Origin of the sequence: Maribacter sp. 2-571 (assembly GCF_050589625.1) — a bacterium.
In the GTDB taxonomy this organism is placed as follows: domain Bacteria; phylum Bacteroidota; class Bacteroidia; order Flavobacteriales; family Flavobacteriaceae; genus Pelagihabitans.
Map to the genome: position 1 here is coordinate 56,517 of NZ_JBNGOP010000003.1, position 18,262 is coordinate 74,778.

General features: G+C 44.9%; 14 protein-coding genes. 9 read left to right on the top strand and 5 right to left on the bottom strand.

Translation table 11 applies throughout. The features are described from left to right. Positions 1 to 82: 82 nt before the first annotated feature. Positions 83 to 1,123, top strand: coding sequence for an NADP(H)-dependent aldo-keto reductase (locus ACRD7P_RS02885; protein ID WP_430905989.1), 1,041 nt, complete (start codon positions 83 to 85; stop codon positions 1,121 to 1,123). 6 nt (positions 1,124 to 1,129) lie between these two features. Here ACRD7P_RS02885 and radA read toward each other — a convergent pair whose 3' ends face one another. From radA to panC, 5 genes are all read right to left on the bottom strand, one after another. Further along, a complete protein-coding gene (gene radA, locus ACRD7P_RS02890) occupies positions 1,130 to 2,491 on the bottom strand; it encodes a DNA repair protein RadA (RefSeq protein ID WP_430905990.1) in 1,362 nt (453 codons plus the stop codon). 288 nt (positions 2,492 to 2,779) lie between these two features. Beyond that, positions 2,780 to 3,919 carry an alpha/beta hydrolase gene (locus ACRD7P_RS02895; RefSeq protein ID WP_430905991.1) on the bottom strand — a complete coding sequence of 380 codons (1,140 nt, stop codon included), beginning with the start codon at positions 3,917 to 3,919 and terminating at the stop codon, positions 2,780 to 2,782. 27 nt (positions 3,920 to 3,946) lie between these two features. Continuing rightward, positions 3,947 to 4,912 carry a lysylphosphatidylglycerol synthase transmembrane domain-containing protein gene (locus ACRD7P_RS02900; protein WP_430905993.1) on the bottom strand — a complete coding sequence of 322 codons (966 nt, stop codon included), beginning with the start codon at positions 4,910 to 4,912 and terminating at the stop codon, positions 3,947 to 3,949. 593 nt (positions 4,913 to 5,505) lie between these two features. Next, positions 5,506 to 5,856 (bottom strand): aspartate 1-decarboxylase, encoded by a 351-nt coding sequence (gene panD, locus ACRD7P_RS02905; RefSeq protein ID WP_430905994.1) that lies wholly within the window; start codon positions 5,854 to 5,856, stop codon positions 5,506 to 5,508. Positions 5,857 to 5,870: 14 nt separating this feature from the next. Further along, a complete protein-coding gene (gene panC, locus ACRD7P_RS02910; protein ID WP_430905995.1) occupies positions 5,871 to 6,716 on the bottom strand; it encodes a pantoate--beta-alanine ligase in 846 nt (281 codons plus the stop codon). Between the two features lie 104 nt (positions 6,717 to 6,820). Here panC and ACRD7P_RS02915 point away from each other — a divergent pair, with 104 nt between their 5' ends. From ACRD7P_RS02915 to ACRD7P_RS02950, 8 genes are all read left to right on the top strand, one after another. Continuing rightward, positions 6,821 to 7,630 (top strand): glycogen/starch synthase, encoded by an 810-nt coding sequence (locus ACRD7P_RS02915; protein WP_430905996.1) that lies wholly within the window; start codon positions 6,821 to 6,823, stop codon positions 7,628 to 7,630. 5 nt (positions 7,631 to 7,635) lie between these two features. Beyond that, complete coding sequence (locus tag ACRD7P_RS02920; protein WP_430905997.1) at positions 7,636 to 9,492, top strand: DUF4270 family protein; 1,857 nt, start codon at positions 7,636 to 7,638, stop codon at positions 9,490 to 9,492. 169 nt (positions 9,493 to 9,661) lie between these two features. Next, a complete protein-coding gene (gene glmS / locus ACRD7P_RS02925; protein WP_430905998.1) occupies positions 9,662 to 11,509 on the top strand; it encodes a glutamine--fructose-6-phosphate transaminase (isomerizing) in 1,848 nt (615 codons plus the stop codon). Positions 11,510 to 11,707: 198 nt separating this feature from the next. After that, the gene (locus tag ACRD7P_RS02930; protein ID WP_430905999.1) at positions 11,708 to 14,512 is read left to right on the top strand and encodes a TonB-dependent receptor; all 2,805 of its coding nucleotides are present in this window, start codon (positions 11,708 to 11,710) and stop codon (positions 14,510 to 14,512) included. 461 nt (positions 14,513 to 14,973) lie between these two features. Then, positions 14,974 to 16,482 (top strand): F0F1 ATP synthase subunit beta, encoded by a 1,509-nt coding sequence (atpD, locus tag ACRD7P_RS02935; protein ID WP_430906000.1) that lies wholly within the window; start codon positions 14,974 to 14,976, stop codon positions 16,480 to 16,482. Positions 16,483 to 16,539: 57 nt separating this feature from the next. After that, positions 16,540 to 16,818, top strand: coding sequence for a FoF1 ATP synthase subunit delta/epsilon (locus ACRD7P_RS02940; RefSeq protein WP_430906001.1), 279 nt, complete (start codon positions 16,540 to 16,542; stop codon positions 16,816 to 16,818). Positions 16,819 to 16,886: 68 nt separating this feature from the next. Beyond that, positions 16,887 to 17,399: a hypothetical protein gene (locus tag ACRD7P_RS02945; protein ID WP_430906002.1), complete on the top strand. Its 513-nt coding sequence runs from the start codon at positions 16,887 to 16,889 to the stop codon at positions 17,397 to 17,399. 280 nt (positions 17,400 to 17,679) lie between these two features. Next, the gene (locus tag ACRD7P_RS02950) at positions 17,680 to 18,261 is read left to right on the top strand and encodes a hypothetical protein (RefSeq protein ID WP_430906003.1); all 582 of its coding nucleotides are present in this window, start codon (positions 17,680 to 17,682) and stop codon (positions 18,259 to 18,261) included. The last annotated feature ends 1 nt before the right edge of the window (position 18,262 follow it).

The following is an 18,262-nucleotide window of genomic DNA, read 5'->3' on the forward strand; positions in this document are numbered from 1 at the left end:
TTATGGCAATACAGGAATCCAAAAACAATTGTTCGGGTTTCCCATTATGTGTAAATTTACAATCGACAAACACATGCGAGATATGGATTATAGTTATTTGCCACATACCGAAATTGAGGTCAGTAAAATTTGTTTGGGTACGATGACCTGGGGAAAGCAAAATACCGAAGCGGAGGGGCATGAACAAATGGATCATGCCTTTGATAAGGGGGTCAATTTTTTTGATACGGCGGAATTATATCCTATTCCCGCGGAGTCGGAACGCTATGCGGAAACCGAGCGAATTATCGGTAATTGGTTTAAAAAGACGGGAAATCGCGATAAGGTAGTGTTGGCCACTAAAATCGCCGGGAAAGCGGAGTTTACCAAGCACATACGAACGACCGGCTTTACCCGAGATGCCATCATTGGCGCCGTTGAGGGGAGTCTGGAACGGCTACAGACCGATTATTTGGACCTGTATCAATTGCATTGGCCGGACCGGAATACGAACTATTTTGGAAAAAGAGGGTACGAACACAGTGCCACTGACTATTGGGAAGATAACATCCATCAAGTTTTAGAGACCTTACGAGACCTGGTCCGTGAAGGTAAAATTCGACACATCGGCCTTTCGAACGAAACGCCCTGGGGCGTTATGCGCTATTTGGAAGAGAGTAAGGTACATGCCAGTTTGCCCAGAATGATTACGATACAGAACCCCTATAGTTTGCTCAACCGCCTTTTTGAAGTGGGCAATGCCGAGGTGGCCCATCGCGAAAAGATAGGGTTGTTGGCGTACTCTCCACTGGCTTTTGGGGTGTTGAGCGGAAAATACTTGGGAAATCGAAAGCCCGACAATGCACGGCTCACCCTGTTCCCGAATTATGCACGGTATAGCAACGAGGTGGCGACCAGTGCAACGCAGAAGTATTATGAACTGGCCCAGGAGCACAACCTTTCTTTGGCACAAATGGCCCTGGCATTCGTAAACTCACGTCCGTTTTTGACGAGCACGATTATCGGTGCCACTTCAATGAAGCAGCTGGAGGAAAATATTGCCAGTAGTGCCATTACCTTGCAGGAAACGGTACTGGAACGTATCGAGAAAATTCATGACGAAATTCCAAATCCGGCTCCCTAGTGCCTTTTAGCCGAAAAGGTCGGAGACCACCTGCTCTATGCGGGAGGCGAGAGCAATATTGATTTTGGTCGTTTTTAGACCTATTTTATTGTTTTTGGAGACATAAATAGTCGTAAACCCGAGTTTTTCCGCTTCCAAAATACGTTGTGTCACACGCTGTACTGGTCTAATTTCCCCCGCTAACCCTACTTCTGCCGCAAAACAGACCCCTTTGGGTATGGGAATATCCGCGTTGCTCGATAAAATGGCGACGATTACGGCAAGGTCTATCGCAGGATCATCTACCGAAATGCCCCCCGTAACGTTTAGAAAAACGTCCTTTGCGCCCAGTTTAAAGCCGGCCCGCTTTTCCAAAACGGCCAAAAGCATGTTCAACCGTTTGGCATTGTATCCGGTGGTAGAGCGTTGTGGCGTGCCGTATACCGCGGTGCTGACAAGCGCCTGAAGTTCGATCATTAGGGGCCGCATGCCTTCTACCGTTGCCGAAATGGAAGTGCCGCTCAATGCTTCGTCATTTTTAGAGATCAAGATTTCCGAAGGGTTGTTCACTTGGCGAAGTCCCGCGCCCTGCATCTCGTAAATACCGAGTTCGGCGGTAGATCCAAATCGATTTTTAAGCGCACGGAGTATACGGTATACATAGTTACGGTCACCTTCGAACTGGAGCACGGTATCGACCATATGTTCCAAAATTTTGGGTCCGGCTATGGCGCCGTCCTTTGTAATATGGCCGATAAGTATTACCGGCGTATTGGTCTCCTTTGCAAATTTGATCAGTTCCGCGGTGCACTCCCGTATCTGGGAAATACTGCCCGCGGCCGATTCTATATAATCCGAGTGTAGGGTCTGTATGGAATCGATGACCACAATGTCGGGCTTTGTAGCGGCAATTTGTTGAAAGATATGCTGTGTTTTGGTTTCCGTAAGAATAAGACAGGTTTCGCTCTCGGGCCGAATACGGTCGGCGCGCATTTTAATCTGTTTTTGACTTTCCTCGCCGGAAACATAAAGGGTCTTAAAAGGAAGCTTTAGGGCTATCTGAAGGAGTAACGTACTTTTACCGACGCCCGGTTCCCCACCCAACAATACCAGAGATCCGGGTACGAGACCCCCTCCAAGGACACGGTTGAACTCGATATCAAAAGTATCCAAACGCGCTTCTTGGGTGGTGCTGATTTCATTGATGCGAACGGGTTTTGCCCGTTTACGGGAGGGCTCGGCGGTCGTGTTCCAAACCTTTTTTTCCTCTTTTTGCACCAATTCTTCCACCACGGTGTTCCATTCCTTACATGCGGAACACTGCCCTACCCATTTGGCATATTGGGTACCGCAATTTTGACAGAAAAAGGTAGTTTTTTGCTTGGCCATGGCGAATCGAAAAAGCTTTTCGCGAAGGTAATACCATTTTAACTTTGAAATAGCACTGTTAAATGGTTTCTTTTTTACCTTGAATACCTAAAAAGTAATTCAATTTCCATAGCTGCCATTTCAAAGTTGAAATGGAATAACCCTTTGCGCCACATCCTTTAACGATGCTTATAAATTCCGGTAACAAATTAGCCTAAAGGAAGGGATTCCCTAGTGTATGACCGTAACAAGGTAATGTAGAGACGGGCCGACTACCTCCAATGGTGATCGGAACGGCAAAACGTTTTTCTAATATCCGAAATCGGCTTTTAGCGCATCTATTTTTTCCAAGGCCATTTCTTTGGTAAGGAAGTCGATCTCATCCATTCCAAAAGCCTTTTCAAACGTTTTTAAGGCCTTTTTGGGTTCTCCCATCTGTTCGTAGTATTCTCCTTCAAAATAAAAGCCCAACATAGTGCCCATAAATTCGGTTTTGCACAGTTCGGAAAGGGGTTTTAAGGATTCATAGTCCTCCTTTTTGCGGATTCCTGCATAAATGGCCATAATATCGTTCAGCTCTACCGGTTTTTGAAGTCCAAATAGGTCTTTGATGCCGTTGTATTTGTTTTCCAGGTATTGAAATACCGGTTCCTCAGAAGTTAATATCTGTTGTCGATATTCTTTTGGACTGATAGGTTTGAACATTCCGAAAATGTTGTCAAAGGCCCTGCCGATCCCATAGGCCGCGATGGAGATATGGTCGGCGCCGGCATATTCGTCATAGTAATAAAACAGGGTCTCTTTTTCTATTGCCTTTATCGATTTGTTCATTGCTTCAATGCTGGCGGAGTAGTCGTTTTTTTCAGTCTCCATGATGAGTTGGTAAAAAATACGCTTGTTATGGTCGGCCAAACGGGCGGGAACATTGGTTTCCATGCCGGGAGCCAAGGTAGGGGAAATGCTGATGTACGCATTGAACAACGAATTTTCCTTATACAACCAATAGTTTATAAAGTTTGCGGTGATGTCATATCCGACAATCATTTTAAAAGGGGCGGTGTTGTAGTTCAGGTCCAAATAAGGAATCAGTTCCATGCCCAAAAATTCAAAAAACTCTTTCCCTTTTTCTGATGGCAATCCATTTTCGTCATAAGCGCAATCGTCCAAACGAACGCTTTTTTCAAGTTGGTTGATGCCCACTACGATCATATCGGGCATTCCGTGAAACGTGCTATAGTATTTGGAGTTGGCCACCACTTGTTCGAAAAGGTGCTCCGCATCCAGAACGATGACCAAGGGGTATTTTTTTTCTTGGTCGTAATCCTCCGGGATGTAATAAAACACCTCACGGCGCTCCTGTAACTTAAAGGATTCAAAAATTTCTTGGGTGACTTGTGCGTTTGCGCCAAATGCTATAAAAAGGGCAAACAGGGTAAAAACATATCGCATGATTCACTTTTTGGTTGGGAAAGCGGGTTATTTCTCTTTGTTCAATAACGGCAAAACAAGAAAAGATATTGCACCGAAAACAACGATCATCAAGGTTTGGGAAATCCACATGATCCATCCGAAAGCATCGCCCGACACGGCGGTGATCCCAAAGATGGCCAAAGCCTTACTTACCGCGATGGGGTATAGTCCTACCCCGCCATTTGTGGTTGCCATCGCAAAGGCCCCGGCAACAAAGGCCACCATGAGTTGGCTCAGGCTTAGCGACATGGTTTCCGGAACGGTATATTTGATTACCCAGAGCATTCCGATATAGCAGGCCCAAATGAAAAGAGTGTGAAACACAAAGGCCCATTTCCGCTTCATTTTAAAAATACTGAGAACACCCTCCAAAAGCCCGCCCATAAATTTTTTGATCTTTAGGATAAAAGGATGATTCGATTTTTTGAATACCAAGATCATGATCAACAGTAGCGCCAAGCCTACACCGGCAAGGAGGAGTATCCCATTGAAATCGAAACCCCGTTCTTCAAAAAAGCCAAGGATTACATTGGTCTGCAATAGTAAGGTGGCTATCACCACCACCAACAACATGAACACATCGATTACCCTTTCGGTTACGATGGTTCCGAACCCTTTTTCAAAAGGTACCTTTTCGTAAGTGGCCAGTGCGGTCGCCCTTAAAAACTCTCCCGTTCTGGGGATGCCCAAATTTGCAAAATAGGCCATTAAAATGATAAGGACGTTGTTGTGGAGCCGTGGTCGATATCCCATCGGTTCCAAAAGATAGCTCCAACGGATCGCTCGTGAAACGTGGCCCAATATGCCCAGAAGAATGGATATGGACACCCAAAACAGGTCGGCATTTTTAATATAGAAGGCAATTTGTTCCCTATCGCCGGGAGCGGTACGGGAGTACCAAAACCAAACCAAAAAGATGCCCAGTGCTATGGGAACTACCGTTTTTAATGTCTTTTTTATCGGGAAACTCAAGGTGTACGATGCTTAGTTGGATGCAAAATGGTTCGGTATGGTCCCAATCGCACGTGTTAGAACGAATACGGTATTAACGGGCATAAAACGGTCGGCTATTTTCATTGGTCACAATCATTAGCTGAAAGAATGTAGTTTGATGCAAGACTTTCTTTCAAGTAATCGGGCCTACAAACCTTTGACAGGTATGTGGTTGCACTTGGCGGCAGGCAATTTTTATGGATTACAAAATAGCTTACTGCCAACTGCTGCTTTGACGCAAAGTTGAAATTGCGTTTCATGTTTTTCGTATAAACCTAAGCATTTTAACCCGGATTATGCATTAGAACTTCGTAATGAAGCTTTTAGCTGGGATAAAATATGACATTTTATGAATGTAAGCATAGCACCGCTACGGTTACATTTAAAAATGTAGCGCAGCACCATATTTTGAAGTAGCTGGAAGCTGTAATAGATTTTCTAATGCATAAAGCGGGTTTAAATACATCGTGGTTCATTTTACGGATGCCGTACAGTTACCCTCTTCATTCAAAAATACCAATTAAAAATAAGCTTTTGGGCAGTGCTCCGCCTTCCAAAGAACTGAAGCGGTATTATTTCAGCAAGTTGGTGTTTTCATCGGGAAACACCAATGACGGGTTGAACGTTTTGGCATCCGCTATTGGCATCCACGCATAGGTTATCAAAATAAGCACATCGCCAACAGCTACCTTTCGGGCCGCCGCTCCGTTCAAGGTGATTTCCCCACTGTTTCGGGGACCGGGAATGGCATAGGTTTCCAGGCGTTCGCCATTGTTATTGTTCACGATCTGTACTTTTTCTCCCCGGATGATGTTGGCCGCATCCATCAAATCTTCGTCAATGGTAATGCTACCGATATAATTGAGGTCCGCTCCGGTGACTTTTACGCGATGTATTTTCGATTTTACAACTTGAATTTGCATAAATGTGGTGTTCGTTAGTTTAAGGCAATGTTGTCGATAAGGCGCACATCATCAGCATAAACGGCTATAAACGCCCTATATTTTTGGTCGTCCTGAATTTTTGCGTCGGGCAGCAATGTTCGCTCGTTCGCAATGGTCAGGTACTCTAGTTCAAGATGGGGATGTTTTTCAAACGATTCTTTTACCCATTCCTCAATAGAACTTGCATTTTTCGTGCCAAATTGGGTTTTCACCGCTTTCAAGGTGGCATGGATAAAAGGCGCTTCTTTGCGAACGCCCTCGGAAAGGCGTTTATTGCGTGAACTCAACGCCAATCCATCGGCTTCCCTGACAATTGGGCAGCCAATGATCGTTATGGGCAGCTCAAGCTGTGCCACCAAACTTTTGATGATCTGTAGTTGCTGAAAATCTTTTTCCCCAAAGTACGCTCGCTGTGGGGCCACAGCGCGCAACAGCATTTCCACAACGGTACCCACCCCATTAAAATGGCCGGGCCGAAAGGCACCTTCCATAACCTTTTCCAGCCCACCGAAATCATACGTTTTCGCATGCAATCCTTCTTGGTACATTTCCGCTACCGGGGGAACGAAAACCAAAAGCTGTTCCGATACGGAATTTAAAAGGGCCAGGTCGGTTTCATGGTCGCGTGGATAGCTTTCGAGGTCCCCTGCATTGTTGAATTGGGTGGGGTTGACAAAAATACTGACCACTACCACATCATTTTCGGATACCGCCTTTCGTACCAGTGCCAAATGGCCATCGTGCAAGGCTCCCATGGTCGGGACCAAACCCAGTAGGCTGCCCGGTGCTCGGTTGGAGAGCGCGGATCTTAGGGCTTTTTTGGTTTCTATCAAAGGCATATTTCATGGTTAAAAGCGAGCAAACTTACTATAAATACGGCTAATCTGCATAATTTTTGTAGTTTTGCAACTCCGTAAGAACGGTTAACGTATATACAGCTTCTATGAATGGCAAAAAGATATTGTTCGTATCTTCAGAATTAGTTCCTTACCTTCCTGAAAATGAGGTGTCCTTGATGTCTTACGAAACACCCCGAATGGTGAACAGTAAAGGCGGTCAAATCCGTATTTTTATGCCCAGGTACGGCAACATCAACGAACGTAGGCATCAGTTGCACGAAGTGATTCGTTTGTCGGGTATGAACTTGGTCATCAATGATATGGACATGCCTTTGATTATAAAGGTAGCGTCCATTCCTAGAGAACGCATTCAGGTATACTTTATCGATAATGACGAGTATTTTAAAAGAAAGGCCACTTTTAGTAACGAAGAGGGCGCTCTTTTCCCCGATAATGACCAACGGGCCATATTTTTCGCCAAGGGTGTAGTAGAAACGGTAAAAAAGTTGAACTGGAACCCTGATATTATCCACGTTCACGGATGGATGGCCTCATTATTACCTTTGTATCTTAAAAAATATTACGCGGACGAACCCTTGTTCACCGAAAGTAAAATTGTAACATCGGTCTATAAAAAATCCTTTGATGGGATGCTCGACCAAGGGATGATGCAAAAAATCGCCTTTGATGGAATTCCAGAGGAGCAAATCCAACCTTTGGCCTCGCCCGATTATAATAATTTGTTAAAAGTGGCCGTAGATTTTTCGGATGCGGTTATTTTAGCCTCGGAAGAAGTTCCAGAAGCGTTAAAACAACACATTTCCAACCTTCAAGTACCAGTGTTGCCGTATGTTCCCTTGCAAGAATTTGAGGACGCGTATGCCAACTTTTATGAAACGGAAGTTTTAAAGTAACCCAAATGATTTTTCTGAAAAAAATAAAAGCGCCCGCCTTGTTGGTAGGCTTGCTGCTATTGGCCCTTGTTTCCTGTGAAGAGGATCTTACCACTCTAGGGGGTACCGTCGTAGGAAGCGAACCCTTTTCTACCGGTAACGAGACTTACCCGGTGTTTGCGGTCAATAAAAAAATTAACGCAGTACAGACCAATCGGTTGCCGCTGTACCAGTTGGGTGTCTTTAACGATGCTGTTTACGGGCGAACGGAAGCACAGATCACTTCTCAACTGCTATTGCCCGAAGGAAATCCGACCTTTGGTGCGAGCACCCAGGACGAAGAAGACAATGACCCTGATAAAATTCCCGAGGCGGAAACGGTAACGGAAGTGGTTCTTTACATCCCGTATTTGAGTCAGACCGAAGCGGTAAGGGATATGGACAATGATGGAGTGGACGATTTTTTGGATATCGAACCAGAAAATCCCAATAACGATAACGATGGTGATGGTCTTACCAATGCAGAAGAACGTGCTTTAGGAACCAACCCTTTGGAGAAGGATACCGATAATGATGGAGTAGATGATGATGTAGATGAGGAGACGTTGCAGAATAACTTTCCCAAAACAATCGATATCGATAGTATCTATGGAAATCGGGAGGCAGGATTCCGATTAACGGTAAGCGAATCCGAATTCTTTCTTCGAGACTTTGATCCGCAAAGCAACTTTACCGAGCAGCAGGAATATTTCAATACTCAACGGTTCGATCAGGATTTTTTGGGAGATTTGCTATATCAGACCGATACCTTGGAGACCATCAGCAATCTTGAATATGTATTTGACAACGAGGACGATCCCGATACCGAGGAAAACGAGGCGTTGTCGGTAACCAAGGCCGACCCGGGCATACGTGTCGTTTTGAGCGCTGAATTTTTTCAGGAAAATTTAATCGACAAAGAGGGTAGTTCGGAACTACGTAGTCAGGCCAATTTCAATGAATTTTTACGGGGTATCCATATTGCGTTAGAACCAATAGGGGAAGAACTAATGCTGTTGCTGAACTTGAACCAGGCCGAAGTGCAGCTAACCTATACGTTTGAAAGTGAAAATCCGGACGATGCTGATGACAACATAATAAATGAACGCACCATAGTATTGAATTTACTTCGGGCAACTCCTCAAGGAACGGTTGGCAATGCGGTAAATACGATTATTCAAGATGACTTTCCTGCGGAGGTCATTGAAAACTTTAACGAATCGAACGCCTCTAGAATCTATTTAAAAGGTGGTGCCGGTTCTTATTCCCAGATTAATTTGTTCAGTGATGATACGGGAGAGGAGACAGATGCCATAACCAATATTAAGGCGCAAAACTGGATCATTAACGAGGCGAACTTGGTTTTTTATGTAGATCGAACGACCTTGGGAGATGCAGCGGTGACGGAACCTATGGATGATGTTGCATTTCGAGAACCGTTCCGTTTGTACCTGTTTGATCTGGAAACCGGAATCCCTATTATAGATCTTAGCACCGAGGTTTCCGCGGCCAATACACTTTTTGGTAGTTTTTTGAATTACGACGGTCTCTTGGAGCGTGAAGACGGACAAGGCATAAAATACACCGTTAGGATTACCGATCATATCAACGATTTAATCCTTAGGGACCAAGAGAACGTTGCCTTGGGGCTCATGCTTACCCCTGACATATCCACCATAGGAAATTTTAGGACGGCATCGGCGCTGGTGGAAGGTGAGACAGATATTGCACTTCCAATAGAGCCCACTTATACACCGGTGGGCACGGTACTTTTCGGTAGTGGACCAGACGTTCCGGAAGCCCAGCGTTTACAACTGGAAATTTTTTATACCGAGGCGGACTAAAAGGGGGATGTCGATTGCGATGTAACGCAATGGTTTTCGATTATGATCGAGACAGTAAAACAAAATAACTTCAAAGAAAATATACGTACGTTAACGACGTTTGTTAAACGTAGGCGGTGTTTCCCTTACATTTGCGACGTACTTGTAAATCCTTTTTAAATTCAATTTTATGTGTGGAATAGTCGGTTATATAGGATATAGAGAAGCCTATCCAATACTTATTAAAGGTTTGCAGCGCTTGGAGTACCGTGGGTACGACAGTGCCGGTGTGGCCATTTATGACGGCACCGATATTAACCTGGCCAAAACGAAGGGAAAGGTCGAAGATCTTTCGAAGAAGGCGGAATCTTCTATTTCGGTAAAAGGGAACTTAGGTATAGGCCATACGCGTTGGGCTACCCATGGTGTTCCTAATGATGTAAACTCGCACCCACACTATTCGAACTCTGGAAATTTGGTAATCATCCACAACGGAATCATCGAAAATTATGAATCGATAAAAAAAGAACTGGTAAAACGCGGCTATACCTTTAACTCCGATACCGATACGGAGGTATTGGTAAACTTGATCGAAGAAGTACAAAAAACCGAAGATGTGAAATTGGGCAAGGCCGTACAAATAGCGCTCAACCAAGTGGTAGGTGCGTACGCCATCGCAGTTTTTGATTTGAAAAAACCCGATGAGATCGTGGTGGCCAAACTCGGTAGCCCGTTGGCCATAGGTGTGGGCGACAACGAATTTTTTATTGCTTCGGACGCATCCCCTTTTATCGAGTTTACCAACAATGCCGTTTACCTTGAGGACGAGGAAATGGCGATCGTACGTTTGGGCAAAGAGATCAAACTTCGAAAGATAAAGGACGATGCCATTGCATACCCCAATATTCTAGAGCTACAATTAAATTTGGAAGAAATTGAAAAGGGCGGCTACGACCATTTCATGCTAAAGGAAATATACGAGCAGCCTAGGGCCATTTTGGACACTTACAGAGGGCGTTTGTTGGCCGATCAGGGCCTGATCCGAATGGCGGGTATCGATCAAAACCTGGAAAAATTTTTGAAGGCCGATCGTATCATTATCGTCGCTTGCGGAACCTCTTGGCACGCGGGACTTGTTGCGGAGTACATTTTTGAAGATTTGGCCAGGATACCGGTGGAGGTGGAATATGCCTCGGAGTTCCGATATCGAAATCCGGTCATCACCGAAAAAGACGTATTGATCGCTATTTCCCAGTCGGGGGAGACCGCCGATACCCTTGCCGCTATCAAACTGGCAAAAGAAAAGGGCGCTTTTGTATTTGGAGTGTGTAACGTAGTAGGGTCGTCTATCGCCAGGGCCACCGATGCCGGAGCGTATACCCATGCCGGCCCCGAAATTGGGGTGGCCTCTACCAAAGCCTTTACTACACAGATTACCGTGTTGACCCTGATTGCCTTAAAGCTCGCCAAAGAAAAAGGGGAGTTCTCCGAATCAAAATTCCACGAGTTTCTTACCGAATTGGAAACCATTCCATCCAAGGTAGAGACCGCCTTAAAATCGGACGCACAGATAAAGATGGTCGCCGATGTATATAAAGATTCCAATAACTGTCTTTATTTGGGAAGGGGATATAATTTCCCGGTTGCCCTGGAAGGGGCCCTCAAATTAAAAGAGATCAGTTACATACACGCCGAGGGGTATCCCGCGGCTGAAATGAAACACGGTCCTATCGCCCTGATCGACGAACAAATGCCGGTCATCGTTATCGCGACCAAAAAAGGTCATTACGAAAAAGTAGTGAGCAATATCCAAGAGATCAAGTCCCGAAAAGGTAAGATCATCGCCATCGTTACAGAGGGTGACGAACAGGTACGTAGTCTGGCCGATCACGTTGTGGAGGTTCCGGAGACCTTGGAAAGCCTAACGCCTTTGTTGACCACCATACCACTTCAATTGCTCTCTTACCATATTGCAGTGATGCGGGAGTGTAACGTGGACCAACCCAGGAACTTGGCAAAATCGGTTACGGTCGAATAGTCAGAATTATAACCAAATAAATGTAAGGCCTCGATTTTTTTCGTGGCCTTTTTTGTTTCGTTTTTTGAAGATATCTCAGAATTACGGGGGTGTTGTTAGGAATAAAATACTATGCATGCATCCTTTTTTTTGTTTTATGATTTTCGATGTAAAAAAATCTGTATCTTGCCTTACAAACTAATATAACTCAAAACGAATATGAGAACAGTACTGTTGTTAACGTTTTTACTGTCGGGAATTCTTGGTTTTTCCCAGACCGTAATAAACGGAAAAGTAGTCGACCAAAACGATCAGCCTGTCCCGGGCGCCAACGTGGTCATTGAGGGAAAAGCCATTGGAACCGTAACGGATTTTGATGGTAATTTTGTTTTGGAGACTTCTGAAGTGCCCCCTTTTCAACTGAAAGTAACGAGTATCGGATACACTGACGCGACCGCTGAGGTTACCGAAAACAACCAGACCCTTTCCATTGTGGTCTCCGAGGCACAAACCTTTTTGGACGAGGTGGTCATCTCCGCCTCCCGAACGCCGGAACGTATTTTTGAATCGCCGGTTTCCGTAGAGCGGTTCGGACTTAAGGAAATTAAATCGACCACGGCGGAATCCTTTTATGGAGGATTACAGAACCTGAAAGGTGTCGATGTCAATACCAATAGTTTAACTTTCCAGTCGATCAACACCCGTGGTTTTGCCGATTTTAACAATACCCGTTTTATGCAATTGGTCGATGGGATGGACAACTCCGCTCCCGGGCTGAATTTCGTGCTCGGTAACTTGGTGGGAATGTCCGAATTGGAAGTGAACAGTGTAGAAATACTCCCGGGTGCCTCTTCCGCACTATATGGTGCCGGCGCATTCAACGGTATTTTGTTCATGACGAGTAAAAATCCTTTCGATTATCAAGGAATAAGTACTTATTTTAAAACGGGGATCACTTCCCAAACAGCGGCGGGCGATAACAGTTATTACGATTTTGGAATTCGTGCGGCGCACGCGTTTAGCGATAAGTTTGCGTTGAAGGCCAATTTTTCCTATCTGCAAGGGGAGGATTGGCATGCCGTAAACGATATTGATTTGGGGAATCCCGGTCTTACCCGAACCGATCCCGGTTATGACGGTTTGAATATTTACGGGGACGAGGTGTCCAATGTGATAGACTTTGATGAGTTTGCCGGTCTGCCTTCCGGCACGCTTGGTTCCGCATTAATATCGAGAACGGGTTATGCCGAACAAGATTTGAATAATTATGGAGCGCAGAGCGTTAAGTTCGACGGGTCGGTGCACTACAAGCCTTTTGGCGATGACCTGGAAATTATTTACAACGGTAGAGTAGGTAGGGGAAATACCATCTACCAGGGTGCAAACCGCTATGCGATTCGAGATTTTATTTTGCAACAGCACAAGATAGAAATTCGTAACGATAACTTTTTTGTTCGCGGGTATACCACGATCGAGAACTCTGGAAATTCATATGATACCCGTTTTGCGGCCATCAACGTGAACAGAAGGTGGAAAAGAGACGCGCCAAACCCTAACAACCCTGCGGAACCCTCTTGGTTCGGAGATTACATCTCCACCTACATTGGAGCGCGTTTGGGCGTAGGTACGGGTCAATTGGCCGATGATGCCACCGCACATGCCGCCGCTAGGGCAGCTGCCGATACGGGTCGTCTAATTCCGGGGACTCCCGAGTTTGAAGCGGCGTTCAACAGTGTTATTTCCGATGGGGACCTGAGTAGTGGTGCCAAGTTTATCGATAACACCAAGTTGCGCCATGCCGATGGAAATTACAACTTTAGCCACTTGTTGAACGATAAGGTAGACCTACAGGTCGGTGGTTCCTTTCGAGAGTATGAATTGAATTCCAATGGAACCATCTTTACCGATTTTGATGGGCCGATTACCTACAGCGAGTTCGGTGCGTATACGCAGATACAAGGAAAGGTGATGGATGAACGTTTGAAATATACGGCTTCCGTTCGTTACGACAAGAATGAATTTTTTGATGGTTTCTTCTCGCCAAGAGGATCTTTGGTATATACCTTTGGCGAAAGACGCAACCATAATATTAGAGGTTCGGTACAAAAAGGGTTCCGTAACCCGACGACGCAAGATTTGTTTATCGGACTTAATAGTGGTCGAGCGGTATTGGTCGGTTCGGCACCGGATAACCTGGATCGCGACGTGCGTACTTTCGGGTTGAATCCTTCCGAAAACGGTGCTGCGCTTACTGGCTCTCCAACAGCAACAATCGTAGGTAGGGATGCTTACGAAAATGCTTTCAGTGTCAGTTCCCTGCAGGCGGGAGCTCCAGAGGCTGCAAATGTTGGACTGGTAAAGCCTGAGGAAATCACGGCCTATGAAGTAGGGTATCGGGCGCAAATGGGGAAAACCGCTATCGATATTAGCGGGTATTATAACGATTACAACGATTTTATCTCCACCACCTTGGTTTCTGTTCCGCTTTACGGCGACGTAGGGTTTACCGAAGTGGATAACACCGGTAAGCCCCTTGCTTTGAGCGCTTTGGAGAACGGGGATACCCAAGTGTACCAGACCTACACCAATTCACAGGCACCAATCAAGTCTTATGGGGTTACCGCCGGTGTGGATACCAAAATTTTAGGGAACTTTGATGTTGGTGTCAACTACACCTTCTCCGAACTAGATTTTAACCAAGCGGCCTTCCCTGACTTTAGACCGAGGTTCAACACCCCAAAACATAAGGTGAAAGCGTCCTTCGGAAATACGGAACTCTTCAAAAATTTTGGTTTTAACGTAAACTATAGATGGAGCGATTCCTTTTTATGGCAGGCTACTTTTGCCGATGGGGACGTACCGTCTTTTAGCGTGGTCGATGCCCAGATCAATTACTCCGTACCAAGTATAAAATCTATTTTTAAAGTAGGAGGATCGAATATCCTTAATGAAGAATATTTTACCGCCGTAGGTACCGGGCTGGTAGGGGCGATATACTATGTTTCTTGGGCGATAAACCCTTAGTATAACGGCTTATAAAAATGTATTGAATTAGAATAGGCACCTTAGATTAGGTGCCTTTTTTTATTGCAGATAAACAGGTGGGCATTGGAGATAAACAATGAAAAGGATCGGCGGGAGAAACGGGCCGGTAACGGAATTAGGTTTATGGTCTTGTTTTTGTAGAAAATTTTCCTGTATGGATTTCGGTAATATCGGTCTTATTATCATTTCAAAGTAAAAATGGTATCAGGAGATGCCCTTGGTATTGCCATCTTTTAAAAGGAATCCGTTCCTTCACGATTACTATGGTCCGGGGACATTTCCGTTTAGCTGGCAATCCCTTCGGGCCATCGCTTTTTTAATACAAAAAAAAGGGCTGGAAAGGATTTTCATTTCAACTATAAAATCCTATCTTTGCAGCCTGAAAAACAGAGGTGTTTTTCCGCAATCGTAGTCTTAAGTAATATATAAACACATACGTAATGTCCAAAGTTACAGGTAAGGTTTCACAGATTATCGGCCCGGTGGTCGATGTTGAATTCGAGTCGGGTTCAACACTTCCAAAAATTTATGATTCACTGGAAATTTCAAATGCCAACGGTACAAAATTGGTTTTGGAGGTACAGTCCCATGTAGGTGAGAACACCGTGCGGACCATTTCTATGGATTCTACCGATGGTTTGAGTAGGGGAACCGATGTACTTGCTACTGGCGCCGCGATACAGATGCCAATAGGTGACGACGTATATGGCCGATTGTTCAACGTGATCGGAGATGCTATCGACGGATTGGGCGATTTGCCAAAAGCAGGTAAAGATGGTCTTCCGATACACCGTGAGGCTCCCAAGTTTGAGGATCTTTCTACCTCTACGGAGGTATTGTTTACCGGTATCAAAGTAATCGATTTGATCGAACCTTACGCAAAAGGGGGTAAAATTGGATTGTTCGGTGGTGCGGGTGTTGGAAAAACGGTATTGATTCAGGAACTGATCAACAACATCGCCAAAGGGCATGGTGGCCTTTCGGTATTTGCCGGAGTAGGGGAACGTACCCGTGAAGGAAACGATTTGTTGCGTGAAATGTTGGAATCGGGTATCATCAAGTATGGCGACGATTTTCTCCATTCCATGGAAGACGGCGGTTGGGACCTTTCCAAAGTAGATAAAAAAGCGATGAAGGATTCGAAAGCGACCTTCGTTTTCGGACAGATGAACGAACCCCCCGGGGCACGTGCCCGTGTGGCACTTTCAGGATTGACCATTGCGGAGTATTTCCGAGACGGCGCTGGAGAAGGCCAAGGGAAGGACGTACTGTTCTTCGTTGACAATATATTCCGATTTACACAAGCAGGTTCCGAAGTATCGGCACTATTGGGCCGTATGCCCTCGGCAGTAGGGTACCAACCGACGCTAGCTACCGAAATGGGGGCGATGCAAGAGCGGATTACCTCTACCAAAAGAGGTTCCATTACCTCGGTGCAGGCGGTATACGTACCGGCGGATGATTTAACGGATCCCGCACCGGCAACGACCTTTGCCCACTTGGATGCCACTACGGTACTATCAAGGAAAATTGCGGAGCTCGGAATTTATCCTGCAGTGGACCCATTGGATTCCACTTCAAGGATTTTGACTGCAGAAATTTTAGGGAAAGAACATTACGAGTGTGCGCAGCGCGTAAAAGAGCTGTTGCAGCGCTATAAGGAATTGCAGGATATTATTGCGATCCTTGGTATGGAAGAGCTTTCCGAAGAAGATAAATTGGCCGTAGGTAGGGCAAGGCGTGTACAACGTTTCCTATCCCAACCGTTCCATGTTGCTGAGCAGTTTACCGGTATCCCCGGAGTATTGGTGGATATTAAGGAAACCATCAAAGGATTTAACATGATTATGGACGGGGAGTTAGATCGTCTTCCGGAATCGGCGTTCAACCTTAAAGGAACAATCGAAGAAGCGATCGAAGCAGGTGAAAAAATGCTTGCGGAAGCTTAATATGTTTTGCGAATACGGTAGCCCGTAGCGCATACGAATTACTCAATACCCTATATTATGTATCTAGAAATCGTATCTCCAGAAGCTACGTTGTTCGCAGGCGAGGTTACTTCTGTAACCGTACCGGGTGTGAACGGGGAGTTTCAAATGTTGACCGACCACGCCCCTATCGTTTCCTTATTGCAGGCAGGCGATGTGAAGGTGGACGGAAATATCGATATCGATGAGGCCTATGCTTCACGGTTTAGTAAAACCGACGAAGGTAAAACCGTTTTGGCCATTACCAGTGGAACGATAGAAATGAAAGATAACAGGGTTATCGTGTTGGCGGATTAGCCTTTATCCCGATTCAAAAATTTGTGAAATGCCATACGGCTCCCGTATGGCATTTTTTATGACGTTTTATGAAGAAAAACATCATCATATCCGAAGGGAACCGATCTTTGTGGCAACTCTTGATTGCTGCAACTTGTTATACGATGGCCATACTCTTTTTCTATCAGTTTTTCAGTAAGGTCGATTTATTTGCCCCATCAAAAAAAGTAAAAAGTGCGGTAAGTGTCTTAGAAGTCGCGCTATTTCTTTTAGTAGGTGGAATTGGATTTTCAATGGTAAGGGATATTCATTTTGATTTTAAAAAGGGCTGTTATAAAGAGGTTTTTGGGGTTGGGCCTTTTAAATTTGGTAAGTGGAAAGCTTTTAAAGCGTTGAAGTATGTAGCGGTATTTAAAAACAATAAGGGGGAGTTTGAGGTAAACCTTTGGTACGACCACAATAAACATTTTAACATTATGCTGTTTGCGAATGGTGATGAAGCGATGAAAGATGCAAAAACCTTTGCAAAACAGTTGGGGATAAAATTATATGATGCCCGTGTGGCCAATAAAGGGAAATGGATTGAAGATGTAAGGGAATAGGATGTGCCCCAATACTACTTAAATCAAGATATGATCACAAACGTGATTTCATTACGTATTCGGCAATATTTCGCCTAACCTAAAAAAGGGAATGCTTCCAAAACTTTTATCGTTTTCATTTCAATGGTTTTTAGTGCCTTAAAAGGCTCTAATTATTAAATGGGGCCATCTAATTTGCTTTCTATTTGTAGTAGGGTGAAACCTTAATCAGTTGTTACCTTGTAAATAGCCTTTCCGCACAAGGGAAAAGGCATAATAGCCCACCAAGCCAATACCGAATATGAGACGCTCCCTGATTTTTTTTATCCTCTTCTTAGTAGCTTGCCTAGCGTTGAAGGCGCAAGACCCAGCGTACTATAAAAATCAGGTAAGTACCAATCTATTGCTGCCCGTTTTAGGCAGTGCCGATATTGCTTATGAACGTATTTTGGGCGGAAAATTCGCTATTGGATTGGGCGCCGCCGTTTATGGGGAACCCTTTGAGGACTTCACCATAGACGATTCTTATCAAGGCAGGTTCTTACGGACCAAAAACGAAATAATGCCCTTTGCTCGAATTTATTTTAACGGAAATCAAAAAAAGAGCCATTTTTTGGAAGTCTTAGGTTCTTTCAGCAGGGTAGACGAAAGTGGTCGGTTAATACGTTCGGTCAACGAAGAGGGTAATGGGGTTTACGATATCGGTGTGCGTTCGTATACCAGAGGTGGTTTGGGCATGGGGTATGGCTATCGTTTTCTTTTGGTTGACGATAAGCTGGTGCTGGAAGCGCAGCTGGGCTTGCGCACGAACTTCGATGTTAACTTTATTGTTTTGAATGCGGCGTTGGTCAGAACAGGAATCAAAATCGGCTATCGCTTTTAAG

Coding starts and splice junctions, on each gene's coding strand:
- ACRD7P_RS02885 (WP_430905989.1), top strand. CDS start 83: ATGGATTATAGTTATTTGCCACATACCGAAATTGAGGTCAGTAAAATT.
- radA (WP_430905990.1), bottom strand. CDS start 2,491: ATGGCCAAGCAAAAAACTACCTTTTTCTGTCAAAATTGCGGTACCCAA.
- ACRD7P_RS02895 (WP_430905991.1), bottom strand. CDS start 3,919: ATGCGATATGTTTTTACCCTGTTTGCCCTTTTTATAGCATTTGGCGCA.
- panD (WP_430905994.1), bottom strand. CDS start 5,856: ATGCAAATTCAAGTTGTAAAATCGAAAATACATCGCGTAAAAGTCACC.
- panC (WP_430905995.1), bottom strand. CDS start 6,716: ATGCCTTTGATAGAAACCAAAAAAGCCCTAAGATCCGCGCTCTCCAAC.
- ACRD7P_RS02915 (WP_430905996.1), top strand. CDS start 6,821: ATGAATGGCAAAAAGATATTGTTCGTATCTTCAGAATTAGTTCCTTAC.
- ACRD7P_RS02920 (WP_430905997.1), top strand. CDS start 7,636: ATGATTTTTCTGAAAAAAATAAAAGCGCCCGCCTTGTTGGTAGGCTTG.
- glmS (WP_430905998.1), top strand. CDS start 9,662: ATGTGTGGAATAGTCGGTTATATAGGATATAGAGAAGCCTATCCAATA.
- ACRD7P_RS02930 (WP_430905999.1), top strand. CDS start 11,708: ATGAGAACAGTACTGTTGTTAACGTTTTTACTGTCGGGAATTCTTGGT.
- atpD (WP_430906000.1), top strand. CDS start 14,974: ATGTCCAAAGTTACAGGTAAGGTTTCACAGATTATCGGCCCGGTGGTC.
- ACRD7P_RS02940 (WP_430906001.1), top strand. CDS start 16,540: ATGTATCTAGAAATCGTATCTCCAGAAGCTACGTTGTTCGCAGGCGAG.
- ACRD7P_RS02945 (WP_430906002.1), top strand. CDS start 16,887: ATGAAGAAAAACATCATCATATCCGAAGGGAACCGATCTTTGTGGCAA.
- ACRD7P_RS02950 (WP_430906003.1), top strand. CDS start 17,680: ATGAGACGCTCCCTGATTTTTTTTATCCTCTTCTTAGTAGCTTGCCTA.